We start from the raw sequence: 19,984 nt of genomic DNA, 5'->3' as shown, positions 1-19,984 counted from the left end.
GAGAGCGCGTCGCGGCCAGCGGTGGGCCAGAGAGTTGCCTCTCACCCCTCCAGCAAAAAGATCATCGTCGCCAGCGGCGGCAGGGTGAGCGACAGGCTCTGGCCCTGGCCGTGGCTCGCCTGATCGTCGGTGTGGCGGCCGCCCGCATTGCCCACATTCGAGCCGCCATACACGCCGGCATCCGAGTTGAACGCCTCACGATAGAACCCCGCCTGCGGCACGCCGACCCGGTAGCCCTCACGCGGCACCGGAGTGAAGTTCGACACCACGATCGCTACCTCGCCGGGCTTCGCGCCCTTGCGGGCCCAGGCGATGACGCTGTTGTCCTGATCGTCCGCCACCAGCCACTGGAAGCCCGTGTGCTCCACGTCGCGGCTGTAGAGGGCCGGCGTCGAGACGTAGAGCCGGTTGAGGTCCCGGACCACGTCCTTGACGCCCTTGTGCAGCGGATCGTCGAGGTGGTGCCAGTCCAGGCTGGTGTCGTGGTTCCACTCGCGCTCCTGGCCGAACTCGCCGCCCATGAACAGCAGCTTCTTGCCGGGATGGCCCCACATGAAGCCGTAATAGGCCCGGAGATTCGCGAATTTCTGCCAGCGGTCGCCCGGCATCTTGCCGAGCAGCGAGCCCTTCCCATGCACCACCTCGTCGTGGGACAGAGGCAGGATGAAATTCTCCGAGAAGGCGTAGAGCAGCCCGAAGGTCAGGTTGTGGTGGTGGTAGCGGCGGTGGATCGGGTTCTCCTGCATGAAATGCAGGGTGTCGTGCATCCAGCCCATATTCCACTTGAAGCCGAAGCCGAGGCCCCCGGTATAGGTCGGGTGCGAGACGCCCGGCCAGGAGGTCGATTCCTCCGCCACCGTGATCGTGCCCGGGGCGTGGCTGTAGGTCGCCTCGTTGGTCTTGCGCAGGAAGTCGATGGCGTCGAGGTTCTCGTTGCCGCCGTAGCGGTTCGGGATCCACTCGCCCTGGCGGCGCGAGTAATCCAGGTAGAGCATCGAGGCGACCGCATCCACGCGCAGGCCGTCGAGGTGGTAGTGCTCCAGCCAGAACCGGGCGTTGGCCGCCAGGAAGGTCGCGACCTCGGTGCGCCCGAAATTGTAGATGTAGGTGCCCCAATCCTGGTGGAAGCCCTGGCGCGGGTCGGCATGCTCGTAGAGATGCGTGCCGTCGAACAGGCCGAGCCCGTGGGCGTCCAGCGGGAAGTGCCCCGGCACCCAGTCGAGCAGCACGCCGATCCCGGCCGCGTGAGCGGCGTCCACGAAGGCGGCGAAATCCTCAGGGGTACCGAAGCGGCTCGTCGGCGCGAACAGCGAGACCGGCTGGTAGCCCCAGGACCCGTCGAACGGGAACTCGGTGATCGGCAGCATCTCGATATGGGTGAAGCCCATATCCTTGACGTAGGGGATCAGCCGCTCGGCCAGCTCCCGGTAGGTCAGGTAGCGGTTGCCCTCCTCCGGCACCCGCGCCCAGGAGCCGAGATGGACCTCGTAGACCGAGATCGCGGCGTGGCGCGGGTCGTTGGCGCCGCGGGTGCTCATCCAGCCCGAATCGCGCCAGTCGAACTCCCCGACCCCGTAGGTGATCGAGGCGGTCTCCGGCGGGTGCTGGGCCGCGAAGGCGACCGGATCGGCCTTGAGTGGGACCAGGGCGCCGTCGGGGCCGCGGATCTCGAACTTGTAGCGCACGCCGGCCTTGAGGCCCGGCACGAACAGCTCCCAGACGCCACCATCCTGCCAGAGGCGCATCGGGTGGCGCCGCCCATCCCAGTCGTTGAAGTCGCCGACGACGCTGACCTTGCGGGCATTGGGGGCCCAGACGGCGAAGCGGAACCCGTCAATCCCGTCGAGCTGGCCCGACTGGGCGCCGAGGATCCGGTAGACAAGGTTGGTGCCGACTTCGCGGAGCGCGGCCACGTCGTACTGCTCGATCGACGAGCCGAAGCCGTAGGGGTCGTAGCGGCGACGCTTCGCGCCGTCCCAAGACTCGACCTCGATCTCGTAGAGCGGCCGACCCTCGCCCTCGACCCGCGCGACCCAGAACCCGTCCGGGTGGCGCTTCTCAAACGGCACGGTCCGGCCATCCATCACCAGGGCGGCGGCGCGCGCCTCGGGCAGCACGGCACGCACCTCCCAGGCATTCGGCCCGACCCGATGGGGGCCCAGCACCGAGAAGGGGTCGCCGTGGCTTGCGCCCATCAGGGCGGCGATCGCGTCCGGATGGACGCTCGGTGCCGCGCCGGCGGAATCCGGGACATCCGCGCTCCGCGCCTGCCCAGCCTCCGGGTCGGCCCGTCCTGCGAAGGTCTCGTCGATCGCCGTCATTCGGTTTCCCCGGGCTCGTTTCGGTCCGTGTCCAGAATGGTGAGAACCCCACGGGCGGGGATTTCGATCCAGTCCGGCCGGTTGTTGGCCTCGTAATCGACTTCGTAGAGCGCCTTCGTCAGCAGGCAGAGGCGCAGCAGCCGGTCCCGCGTGTCCGGATCGGTCACCGCCGCCCGCGAGCCCTCGATCGCGGCCAAGTAGCCGGCGAGGAACGCCGCCTCGATCATGCCGCGCCACGCGGTGGCGGCATTGCGCGCCCGCTCCTCGGAATCGGCGAAGCGCGCGGTGATCTCCCGGATCACCGTCTCGGCGCCGTACGCGAAGGAGCGCATCAGCCCGGCCACGTCGCGCAGGGGCATCGACTTGGCCCGCCGCTCATCGGCCGGCCGCGAGGGCTCGCCCTCGAAGTCGACGATGATCAGGTCGTTCTCGGCCACCAGCACCTGACCCAGGTGATAGTCGCCGTGGATGCGGGTCTTGTGGGCGCCGCGCGGCGGCTCAGCGGAGAGCTGCTCGATCAGCGCCTCGACCTCCCGGCGGCGCTGGGCCAGCTCCGTGCAGGCCGGCTTGCCGGCATCGAGGCCACGCTCGACCTGACCCTTGAGCGCCCGGAAGGCGCGCTCGGCCTGATGGCGGGCGTCGCGGGCCAGCACCGCGAGGTCGCCCTCCTCGAACGGCTCGGCCGCGAAGGCCGGGTCGTCGGTCTCGATGGCGAGGGCCGCGTGCAGCTCGGCGGTGCGCCGGCCGAGTAGGTCGGCCCAGGGCCCATGGGCCTGGAACGCCTCCTCGGGGGTGGCGGCCTCGCTTTCCGGGGTGAGCACCACGGTCTCGAAGTCCCGGCGCAGCCCCTCCAGCATCAGAGTCCAGGCGTCGCCCTGGTTCATGACGAATTTTTGGAGCACAGCGAGGGCCGTCCGGGTGCCGTCTTCGGCCACGTGCTCCAGGGTGCCGAGCAGAGCGGGTGTATTGGAAAAACCCGCCTGCTCGGTGAGGAAGCGGCCGACCTCGATCTCGGGATGCGTGCCCGGCTGCAGGCGGCGCAGGAGTTTGAGCATCATCTTCGAGCCGATGGCGATCGAGGTGTTGCTCTGCTCGGCCGAGAGCCGGCGGATATCGGCCACGTCGACCGTGATCTCCGGATCGAAGGCCGAGGTGGTGGCGAAGACGAGCCGCCCGCTCTCCGTGGGCAGCTCTGTGCCCTGGCGCATGGCGTCGATCAGGCCGGCCGCGAAGTCGTTGGAGCCGGCCGCCCCGTAGAGCAGGCCGGTGCGCGGACCCCGGCGGACGCGGGCCACCGCGAAGGGCAGCAGCGTCTCGTCCTCGCGGCCCTCCTCGACGCCCACCGGGACGAAGTACTGGTGGGTCTCACCGTTGGCGAGCAGCACGTCGAGGCGCGGCAGCAGGAAGCGCGCGCTCCCGTCGACATCCTTGACGGCGGCGCAGTCGATCACCTTCACGCCCTTGATCCGCGAACCCTTGGCGCCGAACCAGCGCCGGCTCATCAGGAAGGGCGGCACCACGGTGCGCTCGAAGGCAACGCGCTCGCGCCCGCTCATCAGGGTCTCGATCCCACCGGTGAGCACCAGGGTGAACAGCTCCGGCGGCTCCTGCTGCGGGCCGATCGCCCCCGACCGGGCGGCACTCAAGCTGAACCAGTAGAAGCCGTAGGACGGGAGGGTCAGCAGGTAGGGCAGGTCGCCGATCGGCGGAAATTCGGTGCCGCCGGTCAGCTCGATCGGCACCGCGGTGCGCAGCTCCGACAGATCGAGCTGCACCGCCTGCGGCGCCCGCGAGAGGTTCGCTACGCACAGGATCCGCTCGTCCTCGTGCTCGCGGATCCAGGCCAGCACCTTGCGGTTGCTCGGATACAGGAACTGAATCGTGCCGCGCCCGAGGGCGACGCTGTTGTTGCGGATCGCGATCATGCGCCGCGTCCAGTTCAGCAGGCTCGTCTGGGCCTGGGTCTGCGCCTCGACGTTGATCGCGTCGAAGCCGTAGATCGGGTCCTGGATCGCCGGCAGGAACAGGCGCTGCGGGTTGGCGCGCGAGAAGCCGCCATTGCGGTCGGGCGACCACTGCATCGGCGTGCGCACGCCGTCGCGGTCGCCGAGATAGATGTTGTCGCCCATGCCGATCTCGTCGCCGTAGTAGAGCACCGGCGTGCCGGGCATCGACAGGACGAGGGACTTCATCAACTCGATCTTGCGCCGGTCGTTCTCGAGCAGCGGCGCGAGGCGGCGGCGGATGCCGAGGTTGATCCGGGCGCGCCGCTCGGCGGCATAGAACGACCAGAGGTAGTCACGCTCCTCCGCGGTGACCATTTCGAGCGTCAGCTCGTCGTGGTTGCGCAGGAAGATGGCCCATTGGCAGCCCTCGGGGATCTCCGGGGTCTGGCGCATGATGTCGGTGATCGGGTGCCGGTCCTCCCGGGCGATCGCCATGTACATCCGCGGCATCAGCGGGAAGTGGAACGCCATGTGGCATTCGTCGCCGTCTCCGAAATATTGCGCGGTCTCCTCCGGCCACTGGTTGGCCTCGGCGAGCAGCATCCGGTCCGGGTAGCTGGCATCCAGCGCCGCCCGGATTTTTTTGATCACATCATGCGTTTCGGCCAAGTTCTCGCAGTTCGTGCCGTCCCGCTCGATCAGGTAGGGGATCGCGTCGAGCCGCAAGCCATCGACGCCCATGTCGAGCCAGTAGCGCATCACCTCGATCACGGCTTCCAGCACGGCCGGGTTGTCGAAGTTCAGGTCCGGCTGGTGGCTGTAGAACCGGTGCCAGAAATACTGCTTGGCGACCGGATCCCACGTCCAGTTCGAGGCCTCGGTGTCGAGGAAGATGATCCGCGTATCCTTGTACGGCTCGTCGGTGTCCGACCAGACGTAGAAGTTGCGCTCCGGCGAGCCGGGGGGCGCCTCGCGGGCGGCCTGGAACCAGGGATGCTGGTCGCTGGTGTGGTTGATGACGAGCTCGGTGATAACCCGCAGGCCCCGCTCGTGGGCCGCGTCCACGAAGGCCTTGAAATCCTCCATGGTCCCGTAAGACGGATTGATGCCCTCGTAATCGGCGATGTCGTAGCCGTCGTCGCGCAGGGGCGAGGGATAGAACGGCATCAGCCAGATCGCCGTTACGCCGAGATCGCGCACGTAGTCGAGGCGCTGGGTCAGGCCCTCGAAATCCCCGATCCCGTCGTTGTTCGAGTCGAAGAACGACTTGACGTGGATCTGGTAGATGATGGCGTCACGGTACCATTGCGGGTCGCTGCGATCGATCATCGCGTCGCTGCCTCATCGGTCGAATCGGACGGGACCGGCGGGGAAACCTGCCGGGGCGCGGGCTGGCGGCCGTCGCGCGGGTACCAGAGCCGGTGACGGGGATGCCCGCCGCCAGCCTCAACTGTCATGATCGAGTGCCACGGGCAGCCTCAACCCGCAACCCGCCGTGGCGCGCGAAGACGCCAGATGATGCAGGATCGCTCGGCCGGATCGAGGGCGATCCGGTGGGTCTTGCCGCGCAGCTCGAACGTGTAGCCCTGGAGCAGGTCCTCGACCTCGACCGCCCCGTCGTCGGGCAGGCCGAACAGCCAGAGCGGCACCTCGTAAGTGCATTCCTGGCGGTTCTTCGGATCGAGGTTGACCATGGTGAAGACGCAGTTGTCGCGCTCCGGCGTCGCCTTGGCGTAGGCGATGATGTTGTCGTTCCAGGCGCCCGTGAAGGTCACGTTGCGGAAGTCCCAGAGGGCCGGGTTCTCGCGCCGGATCTTGTTGAGCTTGACGATGTGCTCGCGAATGTTGCCAGGCCGGTCGTAGTCCCAGGCCTTCAGCTCGTATTTTTCCGAGTTCAGGTATTCTTCCTTGCCGGGATACGGCGCGGCCTCGCACAATTCGAAGCCGTTATAGATGCCGTAGACCGACGAGAGGGTCGCGGCGAGCGTGCCGCGAATGACGAAGCCGGCGCGGCCACTGGTCTGGAGGAAGTACGGGTTGATGTCGGGCGTGTTCGCGAAGAAGTTCGGGCGGTAGTACTCGCCCATCTCACCGGCCAGCTCCAGGGCGTAGTCGGTCAGCTCCTGCTTCGTGTTGCGCCACGTGAAGTAGGTGTAGCTCTGCTGGTAGCCCGCCTTGGCGAGCTTCTTCATCATCTTCGGCCGGGTGAAGGCCTCGGCGAGGAAGATCGCGTCCGGATACTGGCCGTTGACCTCGCCGATCACCCATTCCCAGAACGGGATCGGCTTGGTGTGCGGGTTGTCGACCCGGAAGATGCGCACGCCCCGCGCGCACCAGCCGAGCAAAATGTCGCGCAGCTCGATCCAGAGCGAGGGCAGGGCGCCCCCGTAGAAGTGGACGTTCGAGATGTCCTCGTACTTCTTCGGCGGGTTCTCGGCGAATTTCAGCGTGCCGTCGGGGCGCCACTCGAACCATTCCGGGTGGTTCTTGATCCAGGGATGGTCCGGCGAGCACTGGATCGCGAAATCGAGGGCGATCTCCATCCCGTAAGCGTGGCTCGCCGCGACCAGCCGCTCGAAATCCGCGAGCGTGCCGAGTTCGGGATGCACGGCCTCGTGGCCGCCCTCCTCCGAGCCCACCGCGTAGACCGAGCCGACATCGCCGGGCTCGGCCTTCAGGGTGTTGTTCTTCCCCTTGCGGTTGGTCCGGCCCACGGGGTGGATCGGCGTGAAGTAGAGGACGTCGAAGCCGAGTTCGCGGATCTCGGGCAGGCGCCGGATCACGTCATCGAAGGTGCCGTGGCGGTTCACGTCCATCGACTGCGAGCGCGGGAAGATCTCGTACCAGGCGGAGAACCGGGCCGCGAGGCGGTCGGCGATCACCGGCAGGGTCACGGGGTATTGGGTCAGGTTCACCCGCTCGGCGTTGCGGCGCACGAGGCTCGCCGCGTCGGGGGCGAGGATCCGGTCGAGCTGGGCGGCCGAGCCCGTCTCCTCGGCGGCGAGCGCGGCCACGAGGGCGGCGAGCCGGTCGGCGTCGCGGCCGCCCCGGGTACGGGCCAGGGAGGCGGCGGTCTCGACCAGGGCCACGCCCTCGATCGTCTCCAGGCGAACATCGACGCCGGCGTCGCGCTTCTTCAGGGTGTCGCGCACCCAGGACGAGAAGGCGTCGCGCCACGCGATCAGGGTGAACTCGTAGCGGGCGTTCTGCTCCAGGGGGAATTGCCCGGCCCAGCGGTCGTTGTCGACGAAGACCATCGGGTCCTCGCGCCACACCTCGGTGCCGGCGACCCGCGACAGGATCGCGGCGTCGATGATCTCGTGGCCGTCCGAAAAGATGTCGGCCTCGACCCGCAGGGATTCGCCGACCACCCGCTTCACCGGCGAGCGGCCACCATCGATTTCCGGGCTCACCGCCTCGATCACCACCCGGCCCTCCCCGTCCGGGGTGCCGCGCGTCGGCTGGCGGGCGACCGCCTGCGCGCTGGCGGCGAGGATGCGCAGCTCGCCCGGCATCAGGTCGATGGCGCTGCCGGGATGGAAGGCGATCGGTTCGGCCTCCGGGGTCCGGTCGACGAAGGTGCCGAGCATGCCGCCGGTGCGGGTGATGAGCGACCCGGCCTCCACCGGCACCGGCTTGTCGGTCGGGTTGTAGAGCACGATCAGCCCGTGCTGCGCCGAGGCCGGGTGGCCGGTGTCGAAGCGGGCGAGCGCCACGAGGTCACTGTCGGGCGACGAGATCCGGATCTGCGCGCCCTCGACATTGGCGGCCGGCAGCTCCGCCCGCAGGGCGTTCACCGCCCGGATATAGCCGGAGATGTCGATGCCGGTCTCGTTCTCGCGGTCGCGCGGGGTGGTGTCGACCACGTGCAGCGCCCGGCGGTAGCCCCATTCGTAGCCGATCGGCATCAGCACGCCGGCCGAGAAGAAGGCGGCGAGCGCGTAGCGGGTGCGCAGATGCGCCGCCACCGCCTCCAGGCCGCCGCCGATCTCGGCGGCCAGCCGCTTCATGTCGTGATTCTCGGGGAAGGCGATCGAGGGCGCGAGCACCCGCAGGCGCTCGTATTGCTCCAGCGCCCAGGGCTTCTTCAGGTCCCACCACGCGAAGGAGTTGAACAGGTAGTCGAAGCCGGCGCCGGCCGTGGCCTTCGCCTCCTCGAAGGTGCAGCCCAGGGTCTCGGCGGCGAACAGGCAGGCGGAATCGCGCGCCTTGGCCTGCCCGATCAGGACGCGCCAGGTCTCCGGCGGCACCTTGTAGGCGGCATCGCACCGGAAGCCCTTCACGCCGAGGCTCTGGAGATGCGCCACGTAGGCGCCCCAGATCCGGGTCAGCTCGTCCCGGGCGGCCGGCGTGTGGTAGTCGAGCTCCGCCAGATCGCCCCAGACTGTGCGGATCGACGGGTCGTCCGGATCGACCGCGGCCGGGTGCATGATTGAGCCGTCGGGCTCCTTCATGAACAGGTCGGGCCGCTCGGTGGCGAGACGCGCGTTGTCGGCGGTGTGGTTGATCACGAGGTCGGTCATCACCGACAGGCCGACAGCCTCCGCGGCGGTGCAGAAGCTGCGGATCTGCTCGTCGTCGGGCGTGCCGTCCGGGTCGCGGAACCGCTCGTCGAGCCGCTCGGGATCGGCCACCGCGTAGAGGCTGCGCGAGCCGCCGGTCTGGTGGAACGGGTTGAGATAGACCCAGTCGAAGCCGAGGCTCGCGATCCGCGGCAGTTCGGCGGTCCAGTCCGAGACGCGCCCGACCAGGAGCGGGAACAGGTTGTAGATCCGCGGCCCCTCGGCCCGGGGCGCGAGCGAGGCCGGCAGAACAGCCTCGGCTCCGGACGTCGCGGCGGCTTTGGTCGGTGCGTTCATGCGGCCCTTCTGCTCCCGTTCCCTGTGACGTAACGCCCGAACCGGCCCGGTGTGCCTCGCGATCCGGTTCGCCGTGTCTCAGCAGAGTTGCATGACACGGCTGCGGAGGCAGTCCCGGAAGTATCGCCCGGACCGCCGCCGTCCTTGCGAGCGGAGCGAAGCAATCCAGCAGCGCCACGCTGATCCAGGTCGCGCTGCTCTGGGTCGCTTCGCTGCGCTCGCGATGACGGCGCGGTCACGGCTCCCGCCGCAGCACCGCGTAGGGCAGATCGCGCAGGAGGTCGCCGAGATCGGCCCCCTCCCCGTCGCTCTCAACCACCCGTTCCGAGACGAGATCCCGCCAGCGGGTCCCCGCCCCGAGATCGACCCGGGTGCCGGCAAAAGCCTCGCCCGACCAGCCCGCCTCCCCGACGAAGCCCGCCACGAGCCGCGGCACGGCCACGAACAGGTCGCCGCCCTCCTGGCCGGGATCGGTCCGCCGGTAGGCGATCACGTGGTCGGCCCGCGGACCCGTCGCATCAACGGGCTCGTGGGCGGCGCTGGCGTAGAAGTCCGGCCGCTCGGCCCGCTCGGCGAGGAGCCGCGTCAGGGTCGCCTGCTTGACGCGCCCGTCCGGCCAGTGGCCCAGCAGCTCTGTCGGCGCCCCGCCCTGCTCCAGCATCCGTTCCAAGGCCGGGTAGTCCACCGGGCGCCGGTTGTCGGGATCGACGAACGAAAAATCCCAGATCTCCGTGCCCTGGTAGGTGTCGGGCAGGCCCGGCAGGGTGCATTTCAGGACCGTCCGGCCGAGGCTCCCCAGCATGCCGAGATGGGCGAGCCGCCGGGCGAAGGGACGCAGGTCGCGCAAAAAGTCGGAGCCCGGAGCGATCAAAGCCGTGAACAGCTTCCGGACCGCGCCCTCATAGACCTCGTCGACATTGACCCAGCTCGACCGGCGCTTGCCCTCCCGCATGGCCTTCTCGCCGTAGGCGATCAGCCGGTTGCGGAAATCCTCGATCGCGCCCGCCTCGTCCTGCTCCAGCAATTCCAGCGGCCAGGCGCCCAGGATGGCTTGAAAGAACATCCACTGGTCGTTGGCGTCGGGGGCCGGCTCGCCGTCGATGCGGGCGAGGTGCGGGCCGGCGGTCCGCTGCCACAGGTCCCAGGCCTTGGCCCATTCCTCCGGGATCTCCGAGAGGGCGAGCAGCCGCGTGCGGGCATCCTCGCCGCGCTTGGTGTCGTGGGTCGCCGTGGTGATCATGGCGTTCGGCCAGTCCCGGGCGCGGGCGACCTGCAGGTCGTGGAAATGCTCCGCGTCGATCCCGTACTCGCCCGGATCGCCGCCGACCTCGTTGAGGCCGAGCAGGCACGCGTAGCGGTAGAACAGCGTGTCCTCCAGGCTCTTGGCCATGACCGGGCCGGTGAGCTGCTGGAACCGGCGGCGGAAGCGCAGCACCACCCGCGGATCCGGCCGGCCCGGCCCCGCCGTCTCGATCCGCCCGAGCAGAACCGCGGCGGCGAAGTCGTGGACCGATCGGTCCGGCAGACTCGACCAGCGCTTGGCCTTGGCGACCGCGCCCTCGATCAGCCGGACATCCTCGGGCTCAACCTCGCCCTCCTCCAGATCCGACGGCAGGTAGCTGCGGTAGGTCGGGAAGCGTGCGATGATCTCGATCAGCGCCCGGCGCAGCGCGTTGACGGTGAAGTCGCGGGTGCGCCGGTCGGCATCGGCGACTTCCTTGAGATCGGAGGTCAGCACTTCGAGCTCGCTGGCGAAGCTGATCTCCAGGATCTCGGCCTTGGCGGCGCGGAGCTGGAAGCCGTAGGGCTCGTCGAAGCCCGTAGCCCAGGTGTAGAGCCGCTCGACCTTCCCGCGCTTGGTCTTGTCGACCAGGATCCCGTCGAGCTGGTTGAGCACGTCGTAGCCCGTGGTCCCGGCCACCGGCCAGGGCCGCAGCCGCTCGCCCGGCTCCAGGATCTTTTCCACCACCACGTAGAAGCCGGGCCCGACCGCCGCCTGAAGCGCGCGGGCATAGCCCAGCGGGTCGGCGAGCCCGTCGATGTGGTCGATGCGCAAGCCGTCGATCCGGCCCTCGCGGACGTGCCGGAACACCGTCTCGTGGGAGCGGTGGAAGATGTCGGACAGCTCGACCCGCAGGCCCGCCAGGGAGTTCACGTCGAAGAAGCGGCGGTAGTTGATGTCGCTCGATGCCACCCGCCAATGGGCCAGCCGGTAGGCCTGGGCCTCCAGCAGGCGGTGCAGCGGCCCGAAACTGTCTGGGCGGCCCTTGAAACCGTTGAGCAGCGCGAGCGTGCTGGCAGTGGCCTCCTGGATCAGCGGCGAGACGCCGTAGATCTCGGCGAGCCGGCGCTTCAGCCCCTCGGCCTCCTCGGGGAAGGTCTTTCTGCGGGTCTCGTCGGTGTCGATTCCCATGGCCCGCAGCCGCTCGGAGATGGCGAGCAATTCCGCGGTGGTGTCGTCGTCCACCGCCCCGATGGCGGCGATCACCCGGTTGAGGATGGTCGGGTAGCTCAAGGGTCGGATCGGCAGCTGGTGCTCGTAGTGCCAGACGCTGAAGGCGCCCTTCTCGGGGTCGAATTTAAGCTCCAGCGTGCCCTTCTCCAGGGCCTCGCCGTAGCGGTCGCCGAGGAACGGGATCACGAGGTTGCGCCCGGCTCCGAGCCGCTGCCAGTCGATATCGAAGGCATCGGCGAACGGAGACAGGGAGCCCCACTCCAAGACGGAGAGCCACCACGGATTGTCGGACCCGCCGACGCCCATGTGGTTCGGGACGATGTCGAGCAGCAGCTTCATCCCGTGGGCATGGAGCGTCTCGGAGAGCTGGATGAAGCCCTCCTCGCCGCCGAGTTCCGGATTGATCGCGCCGTGGTCGACGATGTCGTAGCCGTGGGTCGAACCAGGCCGCGCCTTCTGGAGCGGCGAGGCGTAGACGTGGCTGATCCCGAGTCTTTTGAGATACGGGACGATCCGGCCGGCATCCTTGAAGGTGAAGTCCTTGTGGAATTGCAGCCGGTAGGTCGAGCGGGGCGGTGGCGCCGCGAGCCGCGCCGTGCCCGAGCGCGGGCCCCGCGCCTCGGACGACAGGGCGGCCGCGAGCTTCGCCAGCGGCCCGCCGGGGGCGGCGATGTCGGCAAGGTCCCGGTCGAGCTTGCGCCGCCAGTTGGGATAGCCCTCGGTCGAGCCCGGCACGTTGGCCTGGGCGAGTTCCGAGACCACGTCCTCGTACTGGACGGCGGTGAGCATCGAGGGCGCGCGGGCGAGGTAGCGCGCCGCCGCCTCGAAGGGCGCGGAATCCGGCGGCTCGGCCGAGGGGATCAGCTGCTCGGACGCCAGCGCCTCGGCGAGGCGGCGGCGCTCGACCACGCGCTCGGCGCGCTCTGCCTCGGCCCGGTCCTGATCGTAGAGGCCGAGCGACTGGCGGGTGTCAGTGTCGACCCCGCGCCACCAGCCGACGAAGGTCGGCAGGTCGTGGGTGGTGATGGCGGTGAGCGCGTCGCGCGGATAGGCGGACGGCGGCTTGAACCGGCCGTCGGCCTCGCGCTCGAAGGCGAGGATCCGGTAGCTCAGCACACCCGCCCGCATCAGCGCATCGGAAAAACCCTCGGGCGCGGTGCCGAGGTCTTCCGCGATGACGAGGCACTTGTTGCGGTGACTCTCCAGCCGCAGCACCGCCAGCATCGGCTCGAACGGCATCGCCACATAGGCGCCCGCCTGGGCGCCCGCGCCTAACGGAATCAGGTAGAGCCGGGCGAGCTGGAAGGCGTGGTCGATCCGGATCGCGCCGGCATGGCGCATGTTGGCCTGGACCAGGGCCCGGAAGGCCGCGAGCCCATCGCGCTCCATCTCCAGCGGATCGAAGGCCGGCAGGCCCCAGTTCTGGCCCTTGGGCGCCAGCAGGTCCGGCGGCGCGCCGATCGAGACCTTGTCGGCGAAACGCTCGGGATGGGACCAGATCTCGGAGCCGCCCCGGTCGGCGCCGACCGCGAGGTCGCGGTAGAGCCCGACCCGCATGCCCGCAGTGAGCGCCGCCGCGGAGGCGGCCTCAAGTTGCTGATCGGCAAGGTACTGCAGCCACGCATGGTAGCCGACGCGTTCCGCGTTCTCCGCCGCGAAGGCCGTCACGGCCTCCGTGCCGGCCCGGCGGTAATCCTCCGGCCAGTCGCCCAGCCAATGCGCCCCCTGCCCCCGGAAATGCTCCGACAGAGCCTCGAAGATCGCATGGGATTCCAGATCCGCGCCGCCCTCCTGGCGGAAGCGCTCGAAGCCGGCATCGGTGCCGGCGCGCGCCGGCGAGTCCGCCCACAGGGCGCGCAGCACCGGATCGAGCACGTCGTGCACGCCCTGATGATCGACGAGGGCGGCCTCGCGCAGGGCCGTGATTGCGTCTTCACGCTCGGCGAGCAGCGCCTCGGCCCGGGACCCGGCGAGGCCCGGCAGGCTGCGCGGGGCGATGAACAGGGTTTCGAGGAACAGGCGCGACGAGGGCGAGTAGGGCGAGATCTTGGTCCGGTCGGAGGCGAACAGGGCGTGGACCGGGCTGAGGCCCAGGAAGGCCGCGCCGCGCAGGGCGGCCTCGCGGGCGGCTTCGCCGGCATCCGCGTAGGTGCCGATGCCGATATTGGTGGCCGAGCGCAGGCCGTAGAGCTGGGCGGCCAGACCCCAATCGGAGGCGCCCTCCTCCGTGTAGGGGCGCGGGCGCCAGCAGCGCTGCGGCGCGGCGATGACCCAGGCCTCGGTACGGCTCTGCCCAGCCTGGACGGTGAGGCGATGGTAGCCCGGCGTCAGCGGCGGCAGCTCGAAGCCCGGCTCGGACCCCTGCGGGTTGGCCCGGCCCTCGCGGGCCGTGCCGCGCTCGTCCACGAGGCGCCAGACCAGGGTGTGCGGCGTACCGTTCTGGAGCCGCACCGGCACCCGGGCTGCCCGGCGGGCCTCCACGGGCAGAAGCGGCGGGATCAGACCGCGGCGCAGGCGCTCGACCGCGGCCAGACTCTCGGCGATCGCCGCCTCGTCCTCCACCGCGAAGCCGAGCGCCGCGAGCAGGCCGCGGCGCACCTCTAGGGTGGTCTCGACGGGCTTGCCGAAGGCATCGGTGTAGCCGCCGGCGACGCCGACGAGGTCGGCCAGCTGTTCCAAGGTCCCCACGTTCAAGGCGCTCACGAGTGGGACTCCGTCAGGAACACGCCGGTCCAGGATGGAAGATCGCGTCCAGCCCCGTCCGGGGCGTTGGTCCAGACCAGCTTGGCATCGCCCGGATCCAGCGCGAAGGGTTCGGTCCCGACATTGGCGACGAAGCGCAGGGTGCCGGCGCCGAAGCGCCACGTGCAATCGACCACGTCAGCCCGCGGCAGCGTGGCAGCGGCGCCCTCGTAGCCCGACTTCGCCAGGGGCACGACCACGTCGCGGCGCAGGCCAAGGAGCCGGGTCGTCTCGGCCAGCACCTCACGGTGCGGCGCGCGCTCCCGCTCGGACCAGTCGAGCTTGGAGACCTCGAAGGTCTTGCGCTCGGTCGGGTCGGGGATCTTTCCGGTATCGTCCGCGAAGGCCGCAAAGCTCTTGAACTCGCGGCGGCGGCCGTCGCGCACCGCCTTGTTCAACTCCTCGTCCGGCGCGAAGTCGACGAAGAACAGGAACGGCGCGGAGGCCGACCATTCCTCGCCCATCCAGAGCATCGGGATCTGCGGCGCCAGCAGGAACCCGGCCCGGGCGAGGTCGAGCTTCTTCGGATCGGCCAGATGGTTGAGCCGCTCGCCGAGGGCACGGTTGCCGACCTGATCGTGGTTCTGGAGGAAGGTCACGAAGGCCGAGGGCGGCAGATGCCCGGAGGGCTCGCCGCGCGGGTGGTTGTCGAGGGTCGAGAAGGGCTCGCCCTGATAGGCAAATCCCTCCGCGAGGCAGCGGGCGAGGTGCGCGACCGGTTTGTCGGCAAAGCTCTTATAATAGCCGGCATCCTCGCCGGTGAGCAGGACGTGCCAGCAATGGTGCAGGTCGTCGGCCCATTGCGCGTCGTGCATCTTCGGGCGCCCGGCGGCGTCGCGCTCCAGCCAGCGGGCCTGGTTGGCCTCGTTCTCCAGCATCAGGTGGATCTGGCGGTCCGGAAACGTCTTCCGGATCGTCTCGCCGAGTTCGGCCAGGAAGTGGCGGGGCGAGTCGTCGAGGATCGCGTGGACGGCGTCGAAGCGCAGGCCGTCGAAGCGATACTCCTCCAGCCAGTACAGGGCGTTCTGGATGAAGTACTGCCGCACCGTGGCGCCGCTCTCCTTGCCGTCGAAGTTGATGCCGGCGCCCCACGGCGTCTGGTGACGCTCGGTGAAGAAGGTCTTGGCGTAGGCGTGAAGGTAATTCCCGGCCGGGCCGAAATGGTTGTAGACCGCATCGAGATAGACCATCAGGCCGAGCCCGTGGGCGGCGTCGATCAGGCGCTTCAGGTCATCGGGGCGGCCATAGGCGCCGTCGGGGGCGTAGGGCAGCACGCCGTCGTAGCCCCAGTTGCGCGAGCCCTTGAAATCAGCGAGCGGCAGCAGCTCAATGGCGGTGACGCCGAGCGCCTTGAGGTCGGGCAGCCGGGCCTGAAGGCCGGCATAAGTGCCCTCCGGCGTCGCGGTGCCGACATGGCACTCGTAGATCACTGCCTCCTCGAAGGGGCGCCCGGTCCAGCCTTCGTCGGACCATTCGAAGCTGCGTGGGTCGATCACCTCGCTGAGACCGGAGACGTCCTCCGGCTGGAAGCGGGAGGCTGGATCGGGGGCCACGAGGTCGCCGTCGATGCGGAAGCCGTAGCGGGCGCCGGGCTTCACCCCGGGTAGGGCGGTGCGCCGCCAGCCGCCGCCGGATTCGGGCAGCGGGTGATCGACGCCGTCGACGACGAGCGCGACGCTCTGCGCGGTGGGCGCCCAGAGGGCGAAGCGGACGCCGCCCCCGACCATCTCGGCCCCGAATTCCATGCTGTGGGCGCGCCGCATCGGGCCACATTCCTCGTCATTGGCCGCGCGCCAAGGGCGCAAGCGCTGCAGATCATCCGTCGTGGGAGAAGGCCCCGGGGTCGATCCGGTTCCCGCAGTGCAGCTATGGCGGGCGCGGTGTGTGGCAATGGGGGCGATCGAAGCTTCCTTTGGCAGGGGGGGTAGCTTCATCAATTATCTGGAGGGCACTCAAGCGCCAACTTTTCGCGCTGGCTGAGGCGGATCACACGGCCTGTTTGGTCAATGCAGTGCGGCAAGCATGGCGAATCGGTGATCTTAAAACTTCTCAAAACCCTCTTGAGAAAACTCAGCATTATTCGTTATGCGTGGGTGAATAACGACCATCAGCCAGAATCGTCGAATAATATGACAACAATACGTAAGTTAATATCAATAAGATGAATGAAGAGGCATAAATTCCAGAACGTCGTCGCTTTGACCCAGGCTTCGTCGCCCACTGGTATCCTGCTTCTGCAACTCAAGTCTGAGAAATTTTCCACATGAGTGACAATTGAATTTGATTTGGTGAAAGACGCAGATTTTCTCGATTCTCAATTGCTTTCACGTGATTGTAAACCTTTTTTTTTGTGCACAATGAGTATCTCTAGCGGGATGACAGCAAATTCTACTCGATGAATGAACTTGCAAGACCCATGAAATTATCGTACCCGCCATCATGAGAATTTTGTTTGCAAATAGAATGATGGAAGAACGATGTTTACGGTTAGATACTCTGCTTTATTTGAGCCTTCAAAAATCAATACATATTTCATCGAGCTCGCGTTGTCGATGGCGACTTTAAAATATTTCATTGGACCATATGTCGATCTTAAAGTAGTTATATACATACAACAGAGGTATCGACCCAAATTTGAAGCATTTGCCGCAAGCTACGGATTCAACTATAAACTTGTGGCGCTTGATGATGGGCCAATTTTTCACCACGATAAGGAGTTCGCCCAGACCATCGTAAACTGTGAAGATGTTGATCGGATTTGTATTCGGCGCATGCTGGCAGATTTTCGAGAATTGGATGTACAAAGCCATCGACTGCTCATAGGCGCGGATGTATTCTTTTTCGCCGCACCTGACGAAATATTGCGATTTTACTGGTCTTCTGGAAATAAAAACCGAGTTTTGTACGCGGCAGATACGCTATCATTTCGTGGATCGCTGTATAAACTAAAGTTCTTTCGGGCGCCTATCATCGAGGGGTTGCTAGGAGATTTTTATATGCTCGCTCCGGGCGTTTCCTTGACAGAGAAATCCATAAAGCAATGTTTACGATTGATCGACTCGTGGCCTGTTTCAGAATGTCAATTCGTACCTGAGGTCAGTTGCCGGAGTAATCTGTCCGAGCAGCATGCAGCAGCGATATTGCTTGAGCCCTTCGGGGGTGAACTCTTGCCGCCAGAACGTTATAATCATTCCCAGTATGGACCCGACTCGGTAGCAACGCATTGGCATGCAGCAAATCTCGTTGCTCAACGTATGCCCGAGGCAGTCATGCGGATTTTTGGAGAAGCGCTTCACACAATCATGTAAAGCGATTGGGTTCTATTTTGACGGGAAGCCTCTTTCGGGCGTTCAAATTTCGCATTCCGAAGCTTGGCAACTCGAATCCCGGACGCTTTAGCCCTGCCATCTTCCGCTTACGTAAGCGCGTTTTATGAGCCCTACCGTCCTGACGCCCATCCGGCCCGGATCCCGGCCCCGGCCCCCGCGGCGGTGAGCACCAAGACCGTGCGGCCGGCCAGCGGCACGGCGGCGCCAGATGCGTAGGCCGGGGCGTCCGGCGGCGATGCGCCTTCCGGCTCACCCGTGTCGAACACGGGCCACCACGGGCCGCCGACCACCGGGTCGAGGTGGAACGTGCAAGCCCCCTCCCCGGCGTTGAACAGCATCAGCAGGCGGTCGCCCGGCTCGCCGTCATTGCCGATCTGCATGCCGAACGCCTGGAGCCCGTCGTCGGACCAGTGGCTTTCGCCCATCTCGGTGCCCTCGGGGGCCAGCCAGTGGACGTCGCGCAGGGGCTGGTCCGGATCGATCAGGGTGCCGGTGAAGAAGCGCCGCCGCCGCAGGGCCGGCTGGGACCGGCGCAGGGCCAGCAGGTTGGACACGAAGCCTGAGAGCGCGGGATCCGGATCGGTGCTCCAGTCCATCCAGCTCGTCGGATTGTCCTGGGCGTAGGCGTTGTTGTTGCCGCCCTGGCTGCGCGAGCGCTCGTCGCCCATCAGCAGCATCGGCACGCCCTGGGCCAGCATCACGGTGGCCAGCATGTTGCGCTTCTGGCGGGCGCGCAGGCTCAGGACCGCGGGATTGTCGGTGTCGCCCTCGACCCCGTAATTCCGGCTGACGTTGTGGCCGTGGCCGTCGCGGTTGTCCTCGCCGTTGGCTTCGTTGTGCTTCGCCTCGTACGCCACCGTGTCGGCGAGCGTGAAGCCGTCGTGGCTGGCGATGAAGTTGACGCTGGCGAGCGGCGAGCGCCGGGAGGGCGCGAACACCTCCCGTGAGCCGGTCAGCCCCTGCGTGACCTTGGCGAGGGTTCCAGAATCGCCCTTCCAGAACCCGCGCGTCGCGTCGCGGAACTGGTCGTTCCACTCGCTCCAGCCGCGCGGGTAGCCGCCGAGCTGATAGCCCCCCTCCCCGATGTCCCAGGGCTCGGCCACCATCTTGACCCGGGCGAGCACCGGATCCTGCGCCACCGCCTGGAAGAAGGCCGCTTGCGGGCTGAAGGCAAGCGGCGAACGCCCGAGGCTTGAGGCGAGGTCGAACCGGAAGCCCGCGATCCCGTAGGCAGTCACCCAGTGGCGCAGGGAATCCAGCACCAGCTGCATCACCCGCGGGTGGCTCACGTCGAAGGTGTTGCCGCAGCCGGTGCAGTCGATGTTGCGGTGCCGGTCTGCGGGGTCGAGCTTGTAGTAGCTGGCGTTGTCGATGCCGCGGAACGCCAGCGTCGGGCCGGTGTGGTCGCCCTCCGCGGTGTGGTTGTAGACCACGTCGAGCCAGGTCTCGATCCCGGCGGCGTTGAGCTCCCGGATCGCCGCCTTCAGGCTGCCGAGCCCGCCCTCCCCCAGGTAGCGCGGGTCCGGGGCGAAGTAGCTCAAGGGCTGATAGCCCCAGAAATTGACGAGGCCCTTGTCCACCAGGAAGCGGTCATCCACGAAGCCCTGGATCGGCAGGAGTTCGAGCGCCGTCACGCCGAGCTTGACGAGGTGCTCGATGATCGCCGGATGGGCGAGCGCCGCGTAGGTGCCGCGCTCGGGTTCGGGGATCGCGGGATGGGTGCGGGTCAGCGCCTTGACGTGCGCCTCGTACACCACCGTGTCGGCGAGCGGCCGGCGCACCGGATCGAGGGCGAGGTTGGGCACCTCGGGGGCGGTGACCACGCAGCGCGGCATGTAGACCGCGCTGTCGCGCCGGTCGATCCGGTCCTCGCGCCCGCCCCGGCGGTGACCGTAGAGCGCGTCGTGCCAGCGGATTTTTCCGCGGATCTCCCGGGCGTAAGGGTCGAGCAGCAGCTTCGAGGGGTTGAACCGGTGGCCGTTCCCCGGATCCCAGGGGCCGTGCACCCGGTAGCCGTAGAGCTGGCCCGGCAGCACCCCGCGCAGGTAGCCGTGCCAGACATCGTCGGTCCGGCAGGGCAGCCGCACCGTGCGGGTCTCGTGCCGCTCGCCGGGCTCGAACAGACAGATATCGACCGCGGTGGCGTGCTCGGAGAACAGGGCGAAGTTGACCCCGCGCCCGTCGAAATGCGCGCCGAGCGGCGCCGGCACCCCGTCATCGACGGCGATCATGGGCGAGGTCCAGCTGTAAATGTGAGATCAGAAGGGTACCGCTGAGCGTCATGATTTCAAAAGGTCTTCGACCTTTTGTGGGTACAGGGCAAAGCCCTGCT

Annotated in this window: 7 protein-coding genes; 1 reads left to right on the top strand and 6 read right to left on the bottom strand. The window is 67.6% G+C overall.

Annotated elements, in window-relative coordinates:
• Positions 1 to 41: 41 nt before the first annotated feature.
• From glgB to treZ, 5 genes are all read right to left on the bottom strand, one after another.
• Positions 42 to 2,321, bottom strand: a complete 2,280-nt coding sequence (gene glgB / locus BLQ49_RS23155) for a 1,4-alpha-glucan branching protein GlgB (protein ID WP_091720311.1) — start codon at positions 2,319 to 2,321, stop codon at positions 42 to 44.
• Positions 2,318 to 5,596: a maltose alpha-D-glucosyltransferase gene (gene treS / locus BLQ49_RS23150; protein WP_091720308.1), complete on the bottom strand. Its 3,279-nt coding sequence runs from the start codon at positions 5,594 to 5,596 to the stop codon at positions 2,318 to 2,320. Before treS ends, glgB begins: the two co-directional genes overlap by 4 nt.
• Positions 5,597 to 5,745: 149 nt before the next feature.
• Positions 5,746 to 9,126: a maltotransferase domain-containing protein gene (locus BLQ49_RS23145; protein WP_091720305.1), complete on the bottom strand. Its 3,381-nt coding sequence runs from the start codon at positions 9,124 to 9,126 to the stop codon at positions 5,746 to 5,748.
• A 235-nt stretch (positions 9,127 to 9,361) separates the two neighbouring features.
• Entirely contained in the window at positions 9,362 to 14,269 is a 4,908-nt protein-coding gene (locus tag BLQ49_RS23140; RefSeq protein ID WP_091720450.1) for a malto-oligosyltrehalose synthase, read from the bottom strand.
• An 11-nt stretch (positions 14,270 to 14,280) separates the two neighbouring features.
• The gene (treZ, locus tag BLQ49_RS23135) at positions 14,281 to 16,086 is read right to left on the bottom strand and encodes a malto-oligosyltrehalose trehalohydrolase (protein ID WP_091720302.1); all 1,806 of its coding nucleotides are present in this window, start codon (positions 16,084 to 16,086) and stop codon (positions 14,281 to 14,283) included.
• A gap of 714 nt (positions 16,087 to 16,800) precedes the next feature.
• On the opposite strand from treZ, the gene BLQ49_RS29165 reads away from it, so the two are divergent.
• On the top strand, positions 16,801 to 17,631 hold the full coding sequence (locus tag BLQ49_RS29165; protein WP_143012299.1) for a hypothetical protein: 831 nt from the start codon (positions 16,801 to 16,803) through the stop codon (positions 17,629 to 17,631).
• Between the two features lie 131 nt (positions 17,632 to 17,762).
• On the opposite strand, the gene glgX is transcribed toward BLQ49_RS29165, so the two are convergent.
• Positions 17,763 to 19,883, bottom strand: a complete 2,121-nt coding sequence (glgX, locus tag BLQ49_RS23130) for a glycogen debranching protein GlgX (protein ID WP_091720299.1) — start codon at positions 19,881 to 19,883, stop codon at positions 17,763 to 17,765.
• Between the last annotated feature and the right edge of the window lie 101 nt (positions 19,884 to 19,984).

Source organism: Methylobacterium phyllostachyos (assembly GCF_900103445.1).
Classification (GTDB): Bacteria; Pseudomonadota; Alphaproteobacteria; order Rhizobiales; family Beijerinckiaceae; genus Methylobacterium; species Methylobacterium phyllostachyos.
This window is presented reverse-complemented; position numbering and strand designations above follow the sequence as displayed.

Bases quoted from the DNA above. Each gene is read 5' to 3' on its own strand.
- glgB (WP_091720311.1), bottom strand. From the start codon at position 2,321: ATGACGGCGATCGACGAGACCTTCGCAGGACGGGCCGACCCGGAGGCT.
- treS (WP_091720308.1), bottom strand. From the start codon at position 5,596: ATGATCGATCGCAGCGACCCGCAATGGTACCGTGACGCCATCATCTAC.
- BLQ49_RS23145 (WP_091720305.1), bottom strand. From the start codon at position 9,126: ATGAACGCACCGACCAAAGCCGCCGCGACGTCCGGAGCCGAGGCTGTT.
- treZ (WP_091720302.1), bottom strand. From the start codon at position 16,086: ATGCGGCGCGCCCACAGCATGGAATTCGGGGCCGAGATGGTCGGGGGC.
- BLQ49_RS29165 (WP_143012299.1), top strand. From the start codon at position 16,801: ATGTTTACGGTTAGATACTCTGCTTTATTTGAGCCTTCAAAAATCAAT.
- glgX (WP_091720299.1), bottom strand. From the start codon at position 19,883: ATGATCGCCGTCGATGACGGGGTGCCGGCGCCGCTCGGCGCGCATTTC.